The sequence below is a fragment of the Idiomarina sp. genome, from assembly GCF_048265525.1.
Classification (GTDB): Bacteria; Pseudomonadota; Gammaproteobacteria; order Enterobacterales; family Alteromonadaceae; genus Idiomarina.
On sequence record NZ_JBLXBI010000001.1, the window covers coordinates 392,492 to 409,350 of the forward strand.

Annotated in this window: 18 protein-coding genes and 1 tRNA gene; 15 read left to right on the forward strand and 4 right to left on the reverse strand. The window is 47.7% G+C overall.

The features are described 5' to 3' along the window. The first annotated feature begins 46 nt into the window (after positions 1-46). Positions 47-1,015 carry an NAD(P)H-quinone oxidoreductase gene (locus ACN0TF_RS01875; protein WP_417440530.1) on the forward strand — a complete coding sequence of 323 codons (969 nt, stop codon included), beginning with the start codon at positions 47-49 and terminating at the stop codon, positions 1,013-1,015. Between the two features lie 37 nt (positions 1,016-1,052). Here the strand turns inward: ACN0TF_RS01875 and ACN0TF_RS01880 are convergent. Further along, a tRNA-Tyr gene (locus tag ACN0TF_RS01880) sits at positions 1,053-1,137 on the reverse strand. Between the two features lie 111 nt (positions 1,138-1,248). On the opposite strand from ACN0TF_RS01880, the gene ACN0TF_RS01885 reads away from it, so the two are divergent. The 7 genes from ACN0TF_RS01885 to ACN0TF_RS01915 all read left to right on the forward strand — a co-directional run bounded on the left by ACN0TF_RS01885 (position 1,249) and on the right by ACN0TF_RS01915 (position 8,516). Further along, positions 1,249-1,734 (forward strand): VC2046/SO_2500 family protein, encoded by a 486-nt coding sequence (locus ACN0TF_RS01885; RefSeq protein ID WP_417440531.1) that lies wholly within the window; start codon positions 1,249-1,251, stop codon positions 1,732-1,734. A 100-nt stretch (positions 1,735-1,834) separates the two neighbouring features. Then, on the forward strand, positions 1,835-2,737 hold the full coding sequence (xerD, locus tag ACN0TF_RS01890; RefSeq protein WP_417440532.1) for a site-specific tyrosine recombinase XerD: 903 nt from the start codon (positions 1,835-1,837) through the stop codon (positions 2,735-2,737). Between the two features lie 55 nt (positions 2,738-2,792). Beyond that, positions 2,793-3,524, forward strand: coding sequence for a bifunctional protein-disulfide isomerase/oxidoreductase DsbC (gene dsbC, locus ACN0TF_RS01895; protein ID WP_417440533.1), 732 nt, complete (start codon positions 2,793-2,795; stop codon positions 3,522-3,524). A gap of 3 nt (positions 3,525-3,527) precedes the next feature. Further along, on the forward strand, positions 3,528-5,240 hold the full coding sequence (recJ, locus tag ACN0TF_RS01900; RefSeq protein ID WP_417440534.1) for a single-stranded-DNA-specific exonuclease RecJ: 1,713 nt from the start codon (positions 3,528-3,530) through the stop codon (positions 5,238-5,240). 39 nt (positions 5,241-5,279) lie between these two features. Then, a protein-coding gene (gene prfB / locus ACN0TF_RS01905; RefSeq protein WP_417440535.1) for a peptide chain release factor 2 occupies positions 5,280-6,378 on the forward strand; the annotation gives its coding sequence in 2 pieces (ribosomal slippage) (positions 5,280-5,354 and positions 5,356-6,378; 1,098 coding nt in all). 36 nt (positions 6,379-6,414) lie between these two features. Then, positions 6,415-7,926 (forward strand): lysine--tRNA ligase, encoded by a 1,512-nt coding sequence (gene lysS, locus ACN0TF_RS01910; protein WP_417440536.1) that lies wholly within the window; start codon positions 6,415-6,417, stop codon positions 7,924-7,926. A gap of 107 nt (positions 7,927-8,033) precedes the next feature. Beyond that, complete coding sequence (locus ACN0TF_RS01915) at positions 8,034-8,516, forward strand: methylated-DNA--[protein]-cysteine S-methyltransferase (protein ID WP_417440537.1); 483 nt, start codon at positions 8,034-8,036, stop codon at positions 8,514-8,516. An 81-nt stretch (positions 8,517-8,597) separates the two neighbouring features. Here ACN0TF_RS01915 and slyD read toward each other — a convergent pair whose 3' ends face one another. Together slyD and ACN0TF_RS01925 are read right to left on the reverse strand one after the other, a co-directional pair. Then, entirely contained in the window at positions 8,598-9,080 is a 483-nt protein-coding gene (slyD, locus tag ACN0TF_RS01920; protein ID WP_034820491.1) for a peptidylprolyl isomerase, read from the reverse strand. 4 nt (positions 9,081-9,084) lie between these two features. Further along, complete coding sequence (locus tag ACN0TF_RS01925) at positions 9,085-9,978, reverse strand: YgfZ/GcvT domain-containing protein (RefSeq protein WP_417440538.1); 894 nt, start codon at positions 9,976-9,978, stop codon at positions 9,085-9,087. Positions 9,979-10,058: 80 nt separating this feature from the next. Here ACN0TF_RS01925 and ACN0TF_RS01930 point away from each other — a divergent pair, with 80 nt between their 5' ends. Both ACN0TF_RS01930 and ACN0TF_RS01935 read left to right on the forward strand, forming a co-directional pair. Further along, the gene (locus ACN0TF_RS01930) at positions 10,059-10,331 is read left to right on the forward strand and encodes a succinate dehydrogenase assembly factor 2 (RefSeq protein ID WP_417438136.1); all 273 of its coding nucleotides are present in this window, start codon (positions 10,059-10,061) and stop codon (positions 10,329-10,331) included. A gap of 11 nt (positions 10,332-10,342) precedes the next feature. Beyond that, positions 10,343-10,612, forward strand: coding sequence for a hypothetical protein (locus ACN0TF_RS01935; protein WP_417440539.1), 270 nt, complete (start codon positions 10,343-10,345; stop codon positions 10,610-10,612). On the opposite strand, the gene nadB is transcribed toward ACN0TF_RS01935, so the two are convergent. Further along, entirely contained in the window at positions 10,609-12,210 is a 1,602-nt protein-coding gene (gene nadB, locus ACN0TF_RS01940) for an L-aspartate oxidase (RefSeq protein WP_417440540.1), read from the reverse strand. The two genes, ACN0TF_RS01935 and nadB, sit on opposite strands and share 4 nt — an antisense overlap. A gap of 145 nt (positions 12,211-12,355) precedes the next feature. On the opposite strand from nadB, the gene rpoE reads away from it, so the two are divergent. The 5 genes from rpoE to lepA all read left to right on the forward strand — a co-directional run bounded on the left by rpoE (position 12,356) and on the right by lepA (position 16,859). Next, entirely contained in the window at positions 12,356-12,934 is a 579-nt protein-coding gene (rpoE, locus tag ACN0TF_RS01945) for an RNA polymerase sigma factor RpoE (RefSeq protein ID WP_011234067.1), read from the forward strand. An 18-nt stretch (positions 12,935-12,952) separates the two neighbouring features. Then, positions 12,953-13,531: a sigma-E factor negative regulatory protein gene (locus ACN0TF_RS01950; protein ID WP_417440541.1), complete on the forward strand. Its 579-nt coding sequence runs from the start codon at positions 12,953-12,955 to the stop codon at positions 13,529-13,531. A 4-nt stretch (positions 13,532-13,535) separates the two neighbouring features. Next, on the forward strand, positions 13,536-14,501 hold the full coding sequence (locus ACN0TF_RS01955) for a MucB/RseB C-terminal domain-containing protein (RefSeq protein WP_417440542.1): 966 nt from the start codon (positions 13,536-13,538) through the stop codon (positions 14,499-14,501). Then, positions 14,501-14,944, forward strand: coding sequence for a SoxR reducing system RseC family protein (locus ACN0TF_RS01960; RefSeq protein ID WP_417440543.1), 444 nt, complete (start codon positions 14,501-14,503; stop codon positions 14,942-14,944). Before ACN0TF_RS01955 ends, ACN0TF_RS01960 begins: the two co-directional genes overlap by 1 nt. 103 nt (positions 14,945-15,047) lie before the next feature. Then, positions 15,048-16,859, forward strand: a complete 1,812-nt coding sequence (gene lepA / locus ACN0TF_RS01965) for a translation elongation factor 4 (RefSeq protein WP_417440544.1) — start codon at positions 15,048-15,050, stop codon at positions 16,857-16,859.

Here is a 16,859-nt window from a genome sequence, read left to right on the forward strand (position 1 = left end):
GCATACTGGCTAATTTCAATAATGTTAAGCGGCAACGGAGGCTGATATGAAAGCAATTGCTATTTCCGAACAAAAAGTACACTGGAAGAACCATCCTGAGCTGGACGAACCTCAAGCTAATGAAGTTCAGCTGCGGGTATTAAGTGCCGGTCTGAATCGTGCCGACTTAATGCAAATAGCCGGGAAATACCCACCACCTAAAGGCGCGTCAGCTGTTCCCGGCTTAGAAGTCTGCGGTGTTATAGAAAAAGTGGGTAGCGAGGTCAATGGTTGGCAAACCGGGCAACGTGTTAGCGCGTTATTGGCTGGCGGCGGCTTTGCTGAGCAGGTGAATGTTTCCGCTGAACAAATACTGGAGGTGCCAGAAAGCTGGAGTCATGAAGAAGCTGCGGGCTGGCTGGAAACCTTTGCTACGGCTTATCTTAATGTCTATCAACTAGCTGGCTTAAAACCCGGAGAGAGGGTATTAGCTCATGCGGGTGCAAGTGGCGTAGGCTCATCATTAACACAGCTGTGCCGGGAAAGCGGTAACGAACTTATCGCCATAGTGGGTAGCGGAGAGAAAGCAGAGTTTTGTCTTAAACTGGGTGCAAAGCATGCAATTAACCGCCATAAACAGAACATTGTTGAAGAAGTTAAAGACTTGGGTGAAGTTGACGTTATTCTGAATCCTGTTGCCGGTGAGTCCATAGCAAAAGACCAGCAGTATCTGGCACAGGATGGTCGTATTATTTTAATTGGCTTAATGGCTGGCTTGACTGGTGAAGTTGATTTCGGGCGAATGCTGATGAAGCGTCAAAAGCTGATTGGTTCAACCCTTAGAGCATTATCACCGGAACGCAAAGGGCAAATTTTACAAGGTTTGTGGCGTGATTTTGGTGATAAGTTTAAAAGCAGCACCATAAAACCCATTATTGATGAGGTTTTTGCAGCTGACGATATTCAGCAGGCAGTGGATTATGTTGCAGATAATAAAACTCAGGGTAAGGTGGTTATAACGCTTTCGGAAGAGTAATTCAGGCTGAGAGCTAACTGGCGGTGCAGTAAAGAAATGGTGGAGGGGGCAGGATTCGAACCTGCGAAGGCTGAGCCGTCAGATTTACAGTCTGATCCCTTTGGCCACTCGGGAACCCCTCCACTCAAGAGGCGCGTATAATAACAGTCTTAGCTTAGCTGTAAAGAGAAAACTTAAACTTTTAGGACTTTGGCCGATACAGAAGTATCTGTAACCGATTATCCAGAGTCTTAATGAGTCAATTTTCAGCTGTACAGAATGCTGCTGTCGAAAACCAGGCCGCTCATTTCTTTGAGCAACACGCGAGCGAAGCAGTTAACCACGGCTTCGCAGGCGAGTTTGCTTATTGGGTATCTGCGTTGGGTGACGACCCGGTTATTTCTGAACGCCCTGCGCAAGTTAACTGGCAAAGAAGCATTGGTGCAGGCAGGGCGCGACCTTTAGATGCAAAGCCGGGTATGGTGCTTGCTAGCGGTGTCTATGCAACAGTCAGCCAGTTGTCAGACTTTAAACTACAGGACGCAACTCATCCTCAGCCGCTTATTCCCGACGCAACACCTGATCGTTTGCCCCTGGAGCTTCTTCACAACCTGGACTGGCGTGTTCGTCAGCGGCTGGAAAAGAAAAAGCAGCCACAAACGGAAGAAAAAGACGAGTACAAACACAAAGGGCCCGCTGGCCTATACGATGTTCTGCAAAAACTGGGCATTACTCATTAGCGCTTAACTTGATTCTTTTCGGAGAGTTTCGCACAAGCAGTTTCAGCTGCTCTCGCTATGCGGCATAATGGTATTATCATTTCGCTAATTTCCAAAACCCATGAAGCAACTCCGCCCAGAGGATGAAGACCGTATTGATGCTTTTACTGAGCATCTCTGGCTGCATCATGGTTCCAGTAATAATACTCAAGCCGCGTATCGCAGTGACTTACGCCGTTATTGTGAATATTTGCTATCGCTTAAAAAATCCTTAATGGACACCGATGAAGTGGTGCTGCAGGACTACCTGTTGTGGCGGCGTATGCAAGGCTTATCGCCACGAAGCACCTCGCGTTTTTTAAGTTCGACGAAGAAATTCTTCCAGTTTGCTGTAAAACAGCAGTGGGTGGCAGTAGACCCAACCGCACGCTTAAAACGCCCTAAATTACCGCAAAGCATTCCACATTCGTTAAGCGAAGACGATGTGATTTCTTTATTGGAACAACCTGATACAGAAACTCCGATTGGTCTGCGTGACCGGACGATGTTGGAAGTGCTCTATGCCACCGGATTACGGGTAACCGAACTTATTCGCCTGCAATATGACCAGTTGAGCCGCCAGCAAGGCTTAGTTCGGGTTGTCGGCAAAGGTAATAAGGAACGCTTAGTGCCTTTGGGTGAGGAAGCGCTGGAGTGGCTGGACAATTATTTAAAGCACGGACGTCCGGCAATAACGGATAAGAGCAGTCCCTGGATATTCGTTACACAGCGAGGCTCGTTATTAACACGTCAGGCATTTTGGTACAGATTAAAGCATTACGCCGAACAAGCCGGCATTTACGCACATTTGTCGCCACACACTTTACGCCATGCTTTTGCCACGCATTTGCTGAACCATGGTGCCGACTTACGTGTCTTACAGCTATTGTTAGGTCACAGTGATTTATCTACCACACAAATTTATACCCAGGTTGCACGTGAACGTCTGCAGGCCTTACATGCTCAGCATCACCCGCGCGGCTAATTGCATTTTGGCTGGTAACAGGGTAGGGTTCGGACAGTTAATTTAAGAGGTATTTATGCGCAATTTAATGTCTGTAGTTGGATTAGTAGGGCTGGTTGGTGCGAGTTTTAGTGCGCCGGCAATTAGTGCTGAACAAAATGAAGTTGACACCCGGCACCTGAGTAAAGTTGGTATTGAAGTGTTGTCGACAGAGCCCGGTGAAATTGATGGCTATGTCCGTGCGGTGACTAATCAGGGCATGTTTTATGTGTCAGATGATGGTGAACGGCTTATTAGTGGCAATGTGTTTGATATAACCGGTAGTGAACCAGAAAACTTAAGTGAAGCGGGTATGGCTAAAGTTCGCCTGAAAATGCTGAAAGGCTTTGAAAACGATATGATCGTGTACCCGGCTGAGAATGAGAAATATCAGGTAACGATTTTTACTGACACTACCTGCGGTTATTGTCAGCGCCTGCACGAGAACATGGACAGCTATCACGCCGAAGGCATTACTATAAAATACCTGGCCTTTCCCCGTGGCGGCATGAGTAGCAAAGGTGGGCAACAGCTACAAACGGTTTGGTGCGCCGATGATAAAAAAGCGGCCATTACCGCCTTTAAAGAAGATGAAAATTACCGTGGCGACTCAAGTTGTTCCAATCCGGTTGCTGATCACTACCAACTGGGCAAATCTTTTGGGGTAAGTGGTACTCCGGCTATTGTTCTTCCCGATGGTCGTTTAGTACCGGGAGCGCTACCTGCATCACGTTTAATTGCTGAAATTAAAAAAGGTGAGTCACAGTAATTCATGAGTGATTACGAAATACGTCGTTATCAAGTCGTTGACGATGACTTTTTGCCGCAACAAATACCGCCTTTGTTGCGGCAAATTTATGCCCGCCGGGGTGTCCGTCGTGCTGACGAATTATCTTTGAAAGCCTCCGGGTTACTGCATTTTTCTTCGTTAAAAGACATCAGTAAAGCCGTTGAACTGCTGCAAAATGCGTTAAAAAACCAAGAAAAGGTTTGTATTTGTGGTGATTTTGATGCCGATGGCGCAACCAGCTCGGCATTAATGGTGTCGGCCTTGCAAGCCTTTGGTCTGCACCAAGTGGGGTATCGTGTACCGAATCGAATGACTGACGGCTATGGTTTGTCTGTTGCCATGGTAGAACAACTGGCTGTAGAGAATGTGCAGTTAATTGTAACTGTCGATAACGGCATTGCGGCGCATGAAGCTATTGCACTTGCTCGTGAAAAGGACATACAGGTGCTGGTTACCGACCACCATTTACCGCCTGAAGAGCTGCCTCTGGCTAATGCGATAGTGAACCCGAATCAGCATGGCTGTGAGTTTCCCAGTAAAAATTTAGCGGGTGTGGGTGTGGCGTTTTATGTCCTGCTTGCGTTGCGTTCAGCGTTACGTGAACAAGGTGTTGAGCCTTTACCTAACCTGGCCGACTGGCTGGATCTCGTTGCTCTTGGTACTGTAGCTGATGTTGTGCCACTGGATTATAACAACCGCGTATTAGTGCAGCAGGGTATAGCCCGTATTCGTAAAGGTATGAGCCGCCCCGGAATTAAGGCGTTGCTGGAAGTTGCGAACCGTGACGCCAGTCAGCTGGCTGCCAGTGACTTAGGGTTTGCTCTTGGTCCGAGAATTAATGCTGCTGGCCGTTTAGACGATATTGGGCTGGGAATAGAATGCTTATTAGCGGGTGATTCCCGGGCGCAGCAGTTAGCACAGCAGCTTAACGATTTAAACCAGCAGCGTAAATCGATTGAATCTGAAATGCGCGAGCACGCCGAAAGCGCTGTCGCGAAGCTGCGTTTTGATCAGGGGCAGGTGCCTGATTTAGTCACCTTGTATCAGCCCGACTGGCATGCGGGGGTTATCGGTATTGTCGCGGGCCGGGTAAAAGAGCAGGTGAACCGTCCGGTTATTGCTTTGGCAAACGATGACGACGAACTGTTAAAAGGCTCCGCACGTTCAGTTAGTGGTCTGCACATGCGCGATTTACTGGAACGCGTTCATAGTCTACAGCCGGGCATTATGGAACGTTTTGGGGGCCATGCTATGGCCGCAGGCTTAACCATGAAAAAAGAAAATCTGACGCGCTTTTCCGAACTGGCGGAGCAAGTTGCGTCGGAGTGGTTGTCAGAAGAACAGAAGCAGCGTGTATTCTGGTCTGATGGCGAACTCACAACACCGCAACTCTCGCTGGATAGTGTGAATATGCTGCAAAGTGCAGGTCCCTGGGGGCAGCAATTTCCTGAACCTATGTTTGACGGCCAATTTGAATTGGTGGATCAGCGTATTGTCGGAGAGCGACATTTAAAATTGGTGGTACGTCATCCGCAAGGCGAGTTATTAGATGCCATTGCCTTTAACGTCGATACACAACAATGGCCCGCGCGACAGATCTCGGTTGTTGAACTTTTATACAAGCCACAACTTAATCACTTCCGCGGGCGAACAAACGTTCAGTTGTTGGTGGAGCAAATACGCGCAATACGTTAAACTACGCCCCTTTTAGAACTAACAAAATTAGGCAGTGGCATGTTTGAGACCAACGCAACCTACAACAACATAAAAGAAATGCGTGAGCGTAGTAATTCGCTTAGGGGGTATCTTTGACTACGATGCTAAGTTAGAGCGTCTGGAAGAAGTGACCCGTGAGATGGAACAACCCAATGTCTGGGATGATCCGCCAAAAGCGCAAGCGTTAGGTAAAGAGCGTGCGGCATTAGAGCAAGTGGTACAAACCCTGGATAAACTTCAGCAGGGACTGGATGATGTCGAAGGTTTGGTTGATCTTGCGGTAGAAGCAGAAGACGAAGATACCTTTAACGAAGCCCATGAAGAGCTGTCCGGTTTAGTAAAACAGCTTGAGGCGTTAGAGTTTCGTCGTATGTTTTCAAAAGACAACGACTCGGCAGACTGTTACTTGGATATTCAGTCAGGCTCCGGCGGAACCGAAGCTCAGGACTGGGCTAATATGCTGCTGCGCATGTACTTGCGCTGGGCAGAAACGCATGACTTTAAAGCGGAAATCACTGAGCTGTCAGAAGGCGATGTCGCTGGTATTAAATCGGCGACAGTGCGTGTGGTTGGAGAATACGCCTACGGCTGGCTGCGCACCGAAACCGGTGTGCACCGTTTGGTACGTAAATCACCCTTTGACTCAGGTAATCGCCGTCATACGTCATTTGCCTCTGTGTTTGTTTACCCGGAAGTAGATGACGATATTGATATTGAAATTGATCCGTCCGACCTGCGGGTGGATACCTATCGCGCCTCTGGTGCCGGTGGTCAGCACGTTAACCGTACCGACTCTGCTGTTCGTTTAACGCACGAACCGACGGGTATTGTGGTGCAATGTCAGAGTGACCGTTCGCAGCACAAGAACCGCGACTCAGCAATGAAACAGCTGAAAGCGAAATTGTACGAATTTGAATTACAGAAACAGAACGAAGAGAAACAGGCATTAGAAGACTCAAAAGCTGATATCGGCTGGGGCAGTCAAATTCGCTCTTATGTTCTGGACGATGCGCGTATCAAAGATTTACGTACTGGTATCGAGAACCGTAATACTCAGGCTGTGCTTGATGGCGCACTTGACCCATTTATTGAAGCCAGCTTAAAAAGCGGGCTGTAAGTTTAATTTAAGTATCCCGACAGAGGAAAATCGATAATGACTGATAAATCGCAGGCACCTGAAGTAGATGTAAACGAACAGATCGCGCAGCGAAAGGCGAAACTGTCGGCGCTTCGCGATAAGGGCATCGCATTCCCGAACGATTTCCGTCGGGATTCGTTAGCTGCTGACTTACACGCTGAATACGATAACCTGAGCAAAGAAGAGCTGGCAGAAAAAGGCATTCGCGTGAAAGTTGCGGGCCGTATGATGACCCGCCGTATTATGGGTAAAGCCAGTTTCGCAACCATCCAGGATATGAGCGGCAAAATTCAACTGTATGTTGCCCGCGACAATCTGCCTGAAGGTTATTACAACACTGAATTTAAAAAATGGGATTTAGGCGATATTCTCGGCGCCTCTGGTACCTTGTTTATTACCGGGACCGGTGAGTTAAGCGTGCAAGTTGACGAAGTACGTTTGCTGACTAAAGCTCTGCGTCCTTTGCCGGATAAATTCCATGGTTTGTCAGATCAGGAAATGCGTTATCGTCAACGTTATTTAGACCTGATTACCAACGAAGAGTCTCGCAGTACTTTCGTGGCCCGCTCTAAAATCATTGACTATATTCGTCGCTTTTTAAGTGATCGCCAGTTTCTGGAAGTTGAAACACCGATGATGCAGGCCATTCCTGGTGGCGCAGCAGCTCGTCCTTTCAGCACGCACCATAACGCCCTGGATATGGAGCTGTTTTTACGTATTGCACCAGAACTTTACCTGAAACGTTTAGTCGTTGGTGGTTTTGAGAAGGTGTTCGAAATTAATCGTAATTTCCGTAATGAAGGTCTGTCAACGCGCCACAACCCTGAATTCACCATGCTGGAGTTCTACTGGGCGTACGCGGATTATCACGACTTAATGGATTTAACCGAGCAAATGTTACGCGGTGCGGCTGAGTCGGTGTTAGGCTCTGCTCAGTTTACCAGCCAGGGCGTGGATTATGACTTTGGTAAGCCGTTCGAGCGCATGACAGTGCTTGAAGCTATTATCAAATACATGCCTGAAGTGAGCCTTGAACAGCTTAATGATATGAATCGTGCTACTGAAATTGCAGAGCAGGTTGGTGTCAGCGTTAAGCCGTCGTGGGGCTTAGGCAAAGTTCAAATCGAAATTTTTGAAACGGTTGCCGAGCATCGTCTAATTCAGCCTACGTTCATTACAGCGTATCCGGCTGAAGTTTCACCCTTGGCACGTCGTCACGACGATAATCCGTTTGTGACTGACCGTTTTGAATTCTTTGCCGGTGGCCGTGAACTAGCTAATGGTTTCTCAGAGTTGAACGACGCTGAAGATCAGGCTGAACGTTTCCGCGAGCAGGTTGAGCAGAAAGAAGCGGGCGATGACGAAGCCATGTTCTACGACGAAGATTACGTTACCGCACTGGAGCACGGCATGCCGCCAACAGCCGGTCAGGGTATTGGTATTGATCGTCTGGTTATGCTGCTAACGGATTCTGCGTCTATTCGCGACGTATTATTGTTCCCCCACATGCGCCCAAAAGCGGATTAATTTAACCGGCTAAAAATGGCACAGAAAACGCGTTAACTGCTATAGTCATTTTCTATAGAGAGTTAACGCGTTTTTTATGGGCGCAGTGCGGGCAAGGCGAGGTGGGTATGTACTATTCTGAATTTTCGACTCCGATGGGTAAGATGTATGCTGTTGCGGATAACCATTATCTGCTCGGTTTGTATTATGAAGGGCAAAAGTACTGCCCTGATATGAGCCAGTTTGAATGTAATCCCTCGAACGACTTACTACAAGCCACTACCCATCAAGTTCAAGCCTACTTCAGTAACTCTAATTATCAGTTCGATTTGCCGTTAAACCCTCAGGTTTCAGAGTTTCAACAGCGGGTCTTATCGGTATTGCGGAACATTCCTGTCGGGAAAACTTTGAGTTACCAGCAGGTCGCTGATGAGCTGAATCAACCCACAGCAACACGCGCTGTAGCCAGCGCCATTGCAAAAAATCCGCTTATTATTGTTATTCCGTGTCACCGGGTTATTGGTCAGGACGGTTCGCTGCGTGGGTTTGCTGCCGGACTGGAGCGTAAACAGCAACTGTTAGAGTTAGAACGTGAGGTCGTCGCGGCTTAAAAGATCTCTTAAGTTAAGCGCTAGAAAAGAAAAACCCGGCTGATTAGCCGGGTTTCTTTTATCAAAATCAAAAAGCAGGGCTTAGTGATCTTCGCCGTCAGTGTGAACGTGACCGTGCTCAAGTTCTTGCTCAGTCGCTTCACGGACTTCAATAACTTCTACGTCAAAGTTCAGGTTAACACCGGCTAATGGGTGGTTACCGTCAACAGTTACTTCGTCGTCTTTTACTTCAACGATAACAACAGACTGCTCGCCTTGATCCGTGCTGGCACGGAACTGCATGCCCGGCTGCACTTCGTTCTCGCCGAACAGGTTACGTGGTACAGTCTGGATTAAGCCGTCATGACGTTCGCCATAAGCTTCTTCTGGTTTAACTTCCGCAGTGAAGCTATCGCCAACTTTTTTGCCTTCCAGTGCATTTTCCAGACCAGGAATCAGCATGCCACGACCGTGGATGAAGTTCAGTGGGCTGCCATCTTTTGACTGGTCCAGGGTCTGGCCATCTTCCGTTTTAACGGCATAGTTGATAGCCACGACTTTGTTTGGTGCAATGGTTTCGCTCATAAATTTAACCTAATTGATAAGGCAGTGAGTGTATTTCCAGAAGACTTGCGTCGTCATCCCGAACTCGTATAGCCGTGTCAGTGTCTGTGTCACTGGGTAAAACAGCTAATAAGTCCACTTGGGTGTCGGTGCGGTTCACTGCCATAATGACCGTACCTGCACGACGCCAGTTATCGCCAATGGCTTTCTCTAATTGCGTACCAGCAGTAACTTGAGCCGTTACTTTACCGGATAAGCGAAAGAGCGCCCGTTTCTGTTTGCCCAAATATTTCATCCGGGCAATAGTCTCCTGGCCGATATAACATCCTTTGTCAAAACTGATTCCATCCCACGCCTGCAAATTCATCATTTGCGGGACAAACGCCTGGATGTTCTCAGACGTAAGTTGTGGACGAACCCGTTCAATTTCCAACGCATCCCAGTAGGGTTGCGGATAATCCGTAGAAATTGGTTGTTGGCTAAGTAACAGATATTGGTCGGGACTGGTCCCAACCTGTACTACCCGGCCATCAAATTCTGCTGCCACGCTGGCTGCTTTGCTACCGAAAACACCGGCTATGCTCCAGTCGTCGCTTACATCATCAATAGCGACTTTACTAAAGACTCCAAATTTCTTTAATTGTGCCAAGGAGCCTTCAATTGCACTGCGATGCATCACTAAAAAAACGGTGTCGTCTTCGCGATAAAGCCAGAAGATACTAAATGCTTTTCCGGTTTGATCGCAATGTGCGCCATATAAGCAATTATCCTGGTCGAGTTTGCGTAAATCACATGTCAGCTGACCCTGTAAAAAACTGTCAGCATCTTCGCCAGAAACCGAGAGGATACCATAGTCCGTCAGTTGAACGGAAAGGTGATCCTGATTTGCGTCAGTAAAATGCTGCGTTAACTCAACCACAATGACTCCTTATTAAATGGCTTACGTGGTAATATTAGGGCACATTATCGAATTACAAGGGCAATTGCTGCGGAGATTTTATGTTGCCGTTAAAACAATCGGAAGAAGCACTAAAAGACAAGCGTCGTCTACGCTGGGCCTGCCGCCGGGGCATGTTGGAGCTGGATGTATTGTTTGAACCTTTTGTCGATCAAGCTTACGACGAGCTAAGCGAAGAACAAAAAGCGGTATTTCGCCGTTTAATTACCTGCGATGACCCGGATCTTTTTGCCTGGTTTATGGGTCACCAAAAGTGCGAAGACGAAGAACTTGCCGAAATGATTCAGTTTATGTTGTCGCGCGTTAAGGTATAGATCCGCGCGCGGTGGCTCCTGACAGTTATTTCCGCTTACAGCGACCTATGCGCGTGTTGTCGGTGTCGGCTTGTGGACGTTACTGGTGGTGGCAGAGTGAGCGTTGCCAATTATTCAGTAAGGCACTGGTCGTAGGCGGGATGTTGGTTTTACTGCCGCTTGCCTATAAAACAGAAAAAGGTCAGGAAAAGCGGCGCTGGCTCAGGGTTTGGTGGTTTCAGTTGTCAAAGGCGCAGCAGATAAAACTGCGGCGCCAGTTACAACAGCTATCAGAGCCCTAACTTTTAGGTGTCAGCACCGTAGGCTGAGGATCCGGCAATGTGTCAGGGTAGTCCAGAGTATAGTGTAAGCCGCGACTTTCTTTACGACTAATAGCGCTTCGTACGATAAGCTCTGATACCTGCACTAAGTTACGTAACTCCAGTAAATTGTTACTCACGCGGAAGTTCGAGTAATACTCGTGAATTTCGCGCTGTAACAACTGAATTCGGTGAAGGGCCCGTTCCAGACGCTTGGTGGTACGCACAATGCCAACGTAGTCCCACATAAACAGTCGTAGCTCATGCCAGTTATGTTGAATTATAACTTCCTCATCGGAATTGCCTACCTGACTTTCATCCCAACCGGGAATATGATTCAAGGCCTTCTGATGAGGGCGTTTAGATAAAATATCCTTAGCCGCCGCGCGCGCAAATACTAAACATTCCAGCAGTGAATTGCTGGCCATGCGGTTAGCACCGTGCAGACCTGTGCAGGCAACCTCACCAACGGCATACAAGTTGGGTAAATCGGTCGCTGCGTTCATATCGGTTTTAACTCCGCCACAGGTATAGTGAGCCGCAGGGACTACCGGCATCGGCTGTTTGCTGATATCAATACCAAGCGACAAGCATTTTTCCATAATGGTAGGGAAGTGATGCTGAATGAAGTCTTTCGGTTTATGAGAAATATCCAGATACATGCAGTCCGCACCCAGGCGCTTCATCTCAAAGTCGATAGCGCGGGCAACAACGTCGCGCGGGGCCAGCTCAGCAGACTCATGAAAGTCCGGCATAAAACGAGTACCGTCCGGCCGTTTCAGCAAAGCGCCTTCGCCACGTAAGGCCTCGCTTAATAAAAAGCTCTGCGCATTGGGGTGAAATAAACAGGTTGGATGGAACTGATTAAATTCCATATTGGCAACACTACAGCCTGCACGCCAGGCCATGGCAATACCGTCGCCGCTGGCAATATCCGGGTTACTGGTATACTGATATACCTTACTTGCCCCGCCTGTTGCCAGCACCACGCAACCTGCGGCAACGGTTTCCACTTGTTCTTTCTGACGGCTCCAGACATAAGCTCCATAGCAACCGTCAGGTTTACCGATACGTGAACCCGTGATCAAATCGACCGCGTTGTATCGTTCCAACACCTGAATATTTGGATGCTCCATTGCTTTTTTCTGCAATGTTGTTTGCACCGCCTTGCCGGTGGCATCTGCTGCGTGCAGAATGCGACGATGGCTGTGCCCGCCTTCACGGTTCAGGTGGTAGGTCGGGCTGCTGTCTTTAGATTCAACTTGATCAAAGCCTACTCCGGCGTCAATCAGCCATTGCAGACTTGCACGCGCGTTTTCTGTGGTAAACTTAACGGCTTCGGGATCGCAAAGGCCGGCACCGGCAATTAAGGTATCCTCGATGTGACTCTCAATACTGTCGTTTTCGTCGAATACCGCTGCTATGCCGCCTTGCGCATAAAAGGTTGAGCCTTCAGTCAGCGGGCCTTTACTTAGTACCGTAACGTTTAAGTTATCGGCTAACTGTAAAGCGGTAGTTAAACCCGCGGCTCCCGAACCAATAATCAGTACATCGCATTGATAATTTGCAACAGGTTCCATAAAGTACTCAATGTGAATTTTGAACGATTTTACGCATTTGGCGATATTTTTGCGAACTTTTTACATGCGGCCCTGTCACAGTCAGTAAGAAACAGGACGGGCCGCCAGTTCCAGCAGTTCCTGGGTTAAGGGAGAACAGGCTCGGATGAGCGAACAGGTGAGTGACCAACAGCTGGTCGAAAGAGTACAACAAGGTGATAACCGAGCTTTTGATCTGCTGGTGAAAAAGTATCAGCATAAAGTCATGAGTTTGATATCGCGTTATGTCAAACAACAGGGCGACGTAGCTGATGTTGCACAGGAAGCGTTTATAAAAGCGTATCGGGCGTTACCGAACTTTCGTGGCGACAGTGCTTTTTATACCTGGCTGTACCGAATTGCGGTTAATACGGCGAAAAACTATTTAGTTTCGCAAGGTAGAAAGCCGCCCGCATCTGACATTGATGCAGAAGACGCAGAGTTTTATGAAGGAGCCGGTGCGCTAAGAGACAGCGCCTCTCCGGAAAGACAAATGCTCTCTGATGAGATTCGAGATGTGGTACTAAAAACAATTGATGAATTGCCGGATGATTTACGCCGGGCAATTACGTTAAGGGAAATTGAAGGTCTCGGTTACGAGGAAATTGCGCTAGAAATGGACTGTCCTATAGGTACTGTCCGCTCTCGCATCTTTCGCGCTCGGGAAGCAATAGATAATCAACTCCGACCGTTGCTGGAACGGTAAACTAACAGAGGGGCATCTATGTCTCGGAACAAATCAGAATCAACATCCGCGTTGTTTGATGAACAACTCATCAATGCCGATGAAATTGAAGCACTGTTGAAAGATGAACAGGCTCAGCAGGAGTGGCACCGTTACAGTGTTATTCGCGCGGCAATAAAAGGCGACTTAAACTCCGATATCAGCCTTGATATTAGCGAGCGTGTTCGTGTCAGCGTAAGCCAGGAGTCCAATGTCGTTAAGCCAGGTTTTGGTCGCTCTAAGAGCCAGAATAAAGCGGCTTCACGTTGGTTCCAGCCTTTCGCCAAAGTTGCCGTTGCAGCAAGTGTCGCCGTGGTCGCGGTGATGACAGTGCAAACTTATCAGCAACCCGCGACACCTGATGGTAGCAGCGCAGAACCTACTCTGCTGACCAGCCCCATTGGTGGTGGCCGTGAGCCGGTGAGCTTGAATCGTGTTGAGCCAATGTCGCAAATCAGCGATCAGCAAAGACGCCGTCAGGTTCAGTCATACCTGATTGATCACCAGCAACAACTTATGTTGCAACAAAAAGCAGAAAAAGATGAGCAGTCAGAGCAGGAGCTCAACAAAGGTAATTAAGGCTATGAAAACTCGGTTGTACCGGTCTATTTTATGTGGCGCTGTTTTATTCGCCGGAACCTTTTCGGTAAGCGCACAGCAGACTAACGAACAAGCAGAAAGTGGTGCTGACTGGTTCAACCGTATGGCAGACGCCTTAACTGAACTGAATTTTGAAGCTTCGTTAGTTCATGTACATGGTGACCAAATTGAGCCTTATCAGTGGCTACAGGGCAACGACCCGGAAACAGGAAGTACCGAACTATTAATTCAAATGAATGGTCCGGACTTTCGTATCTTAAGAGTAAATAACAAGGTTGCCCACTTTAATACTTCAGCCAGTAACTACGCATTAAAATCCGATACTATTACCGCTATTTTCCCGGCTGCATTTTCTCAACCCTTTGAACAACTTAGCCATAGCTATAAGGTTACTGTTGGCGGTGGTGCAAGAGTTTTAGGTCGCAATGCTCAGCATATTCGTATTTTAAGCCGCGATAATCAGCGTTACAGCTACGCACTATGGATTGATCGCAAGCACGGTATGCCGCTTAAAATGATCATGATGAATCAGTCCGGCGATGTTGTGGAGCAAATGCAATTAACCAGTTTATCGGTTCGCAATACCGCGCCTGAAATAACCAAAGAAATAAGCAATATTGAAATGCCTCCACTGCTAAAAGATCTGCGGGTGCAAAGTGCAACAAATTACGGTGTTGAGCCACAATGGGCGCCGCGAGGGTTCAAATTATTAAGCCAGCAAAGCCATACTCTAGTTGTCGATTCAACGCCGGTTGACCACTATTTATTTTCCGATGGTCTTGCCGAGTACTCGGTTTATGTAGCTGAACTAACTGAGGGCATGGAAACTGATCTCGCGCTATCTTCTTCACACACTTTGTTCTCAAAGCGTTATAATAACTTTCTTGTGACAGTGGTGGGTCAGGTACCTTTAGCCATGGCTCAACGCATAGCGGCAGAAGTTAAATAATGAAAGAAATAGCAGAAGTAACAGCGGTTGATGGCAACCGCGTAACCGTAACCACTCAGTTAAAAACTGCCTGTTCGGGTTGTGCGCAGGTATCTAACTGTGGTGCCGGCATTTTAAGTAAAGTTTTTGCTGACCGAAATGCGCAGTTTACGGTGGTTACCGAACAAGCCTTTAATCCAGGCGACCAGGTGCAATTAGAAGTACCGGAAACTGCGGTAACACGCTTTGCTTTATTGCTTTACGGTTTACCCATACTGACACTTTTGCTATTAGCTGTGCTACTGGAAAATACAGGCACGTTACCCGAAGGTTTTGTTATCTTACTGTCCTTTGCCGGCTTTGCTTTTACCTTCTGGGGACTAAAACGCTGGTTCCGTAAACGTGACATTCAAGTCAATGCAATGGTCAAACTGGAAAGCGTTGCGGCTGAAGTTCAGCACTGAAACCCCTGAACTGTCATAAAGTCCTTTGTTCTTGCCGCTAACATGAGTATGATCGGGACTAATTTTTTAAGTTCCAGAATTCAGTTTTACAGAGGTATCATCAATGCCGAATAGGGCGTTCAAGCAAAGTAATATTCGTAACTTCTCGATCATCGCTCACATTGACCACGGTAAATCCACCTTGTCCGATCGCTTGATCCAGCATTGCGGTGGACTGACTGACCGTGAGATGGCTGAGCAAGTACTCGATTCCATGGATTTGGAGCGGGAGCGGGGTATTACGATTAAAGCACAGAGCGTAACCCTTTATTACACGGCTAAAGATGGTGAAACCTATCAGTTAAACTTCATTGATACTCCGGGGCACGTTGATTTCTCTTATGAAGTTTCGCGTTCGTTGGCGGGTTGTGAAGGCGCACTGCTGGTTGTTGATGCAGCTCAGGGTGTTGAAGCGCAGACTTTGGCAAACTGTTATACCGCTATTGAAATGGATCTGGAAGTTGTTCCGGTACTGAACAAAATTGACCTGCCACAGGCCGATGCAATGGGCGTGGCGCAGGAAATAGAAGACATTGTGGGCATTGAAGCGGTGGATGCGGTTCAGTGTTCGGCTAAAACTGGTTTAGGCATTGACGACGTGCTTGAACGCATAGTCCGGCAGATACCGCCACCTAAGGGCGAACCAGAAGAGCCATTACAGGCACTGATTATTGACTCCTGGTTTGATAATTATCAGGGGGTTGTTTCTTTGGTTCGCGTACGCAATGGAACGTTGCGTGCCGGCGAGAAAATGACAGTAATGTCCACTGGTCAGTCGTATCAAATTGATAAAGTTGGTTATTTTGACCCGAAACCTCACGAGACCGGCATTTTGCACACCGGCGAGGTGGGCTATGTTATTTCGGGTATCAAAGACATTCTGGGCGCACCGGTCGGTGACACCCTGACCAATACACGTAACCCGGCAAAAGAGCCGGTACCCGGCTTTAAAAAAGTAAAGCCTCAGGTTTACGCAGGTATGTTCCCAATCAGCTCAGAGGACTATGAGTCGTTTAGGGATGCTTTGGGTAAGTTGTCGTTAAATGACGCGTCGCTTTTTTATGAGCCGGAAAATTCTGCGGCACTTGGTTTTGGTTTTCGTTGTGGTTTCCTTGGCATGCTGCACATGGAAATTATTCAGGAACGCTTAGAGCGTGAGTACGACATAGACCTGATTACCACTGCACCCACGGTTGTTTATGAAGTTGAAAAGACCGATGGCAGTATAGTCAAAGTGGATAACCCGGTGAACTTGCCAGCGGTTAACGATATTGAAACCATTTATGAACCTATTGTGGAAGCTAACATTTTGGTTCCGCAAGAGTTTCTCGGTAATGTTATTACCTTATGTGTTGATAAGCGTGGCGTACAAACGGCTATGGCTTATCACGGTAAACAAGTTGCGGTAACTTACGAACTGCCTATGGCAGAAGTGGTTATGGATTTCTTCGACCGGTTGAAATCGACCAGTCGTGGTTACGCTTCACTGGATTATCAGTTCAAGAAATTTGAACCTGCGGACATGGTTCGTGTCGATATACTGATTAACGGCGACCGGGTAGATGCGCTGGCAATGATCACCCACCGTGATCATGCTGAAGGGCGCGGCCGCCTGTTAGTTGATAAAATGCGTGAGTTAATTCCACGACAAATGTTTGATATTGCCATTCAGGCGACCATTGGCAACCATGTTATTGCGCGCTCGACGGTCAAGCAGCTGCGTAAAAACGTAACAGCTAAGTGTTATGGCGGTGACGTTAGTCGTAAGAAGAAGCTTTTACAAAAACAAAAAGAGGGTAAAAAGCGCATGAAGAACCTGGGTAACGTAGAAGTACCTCAGGAAGCCTTCCTTGCGGTTTTAAAAGTAGGCAAATAG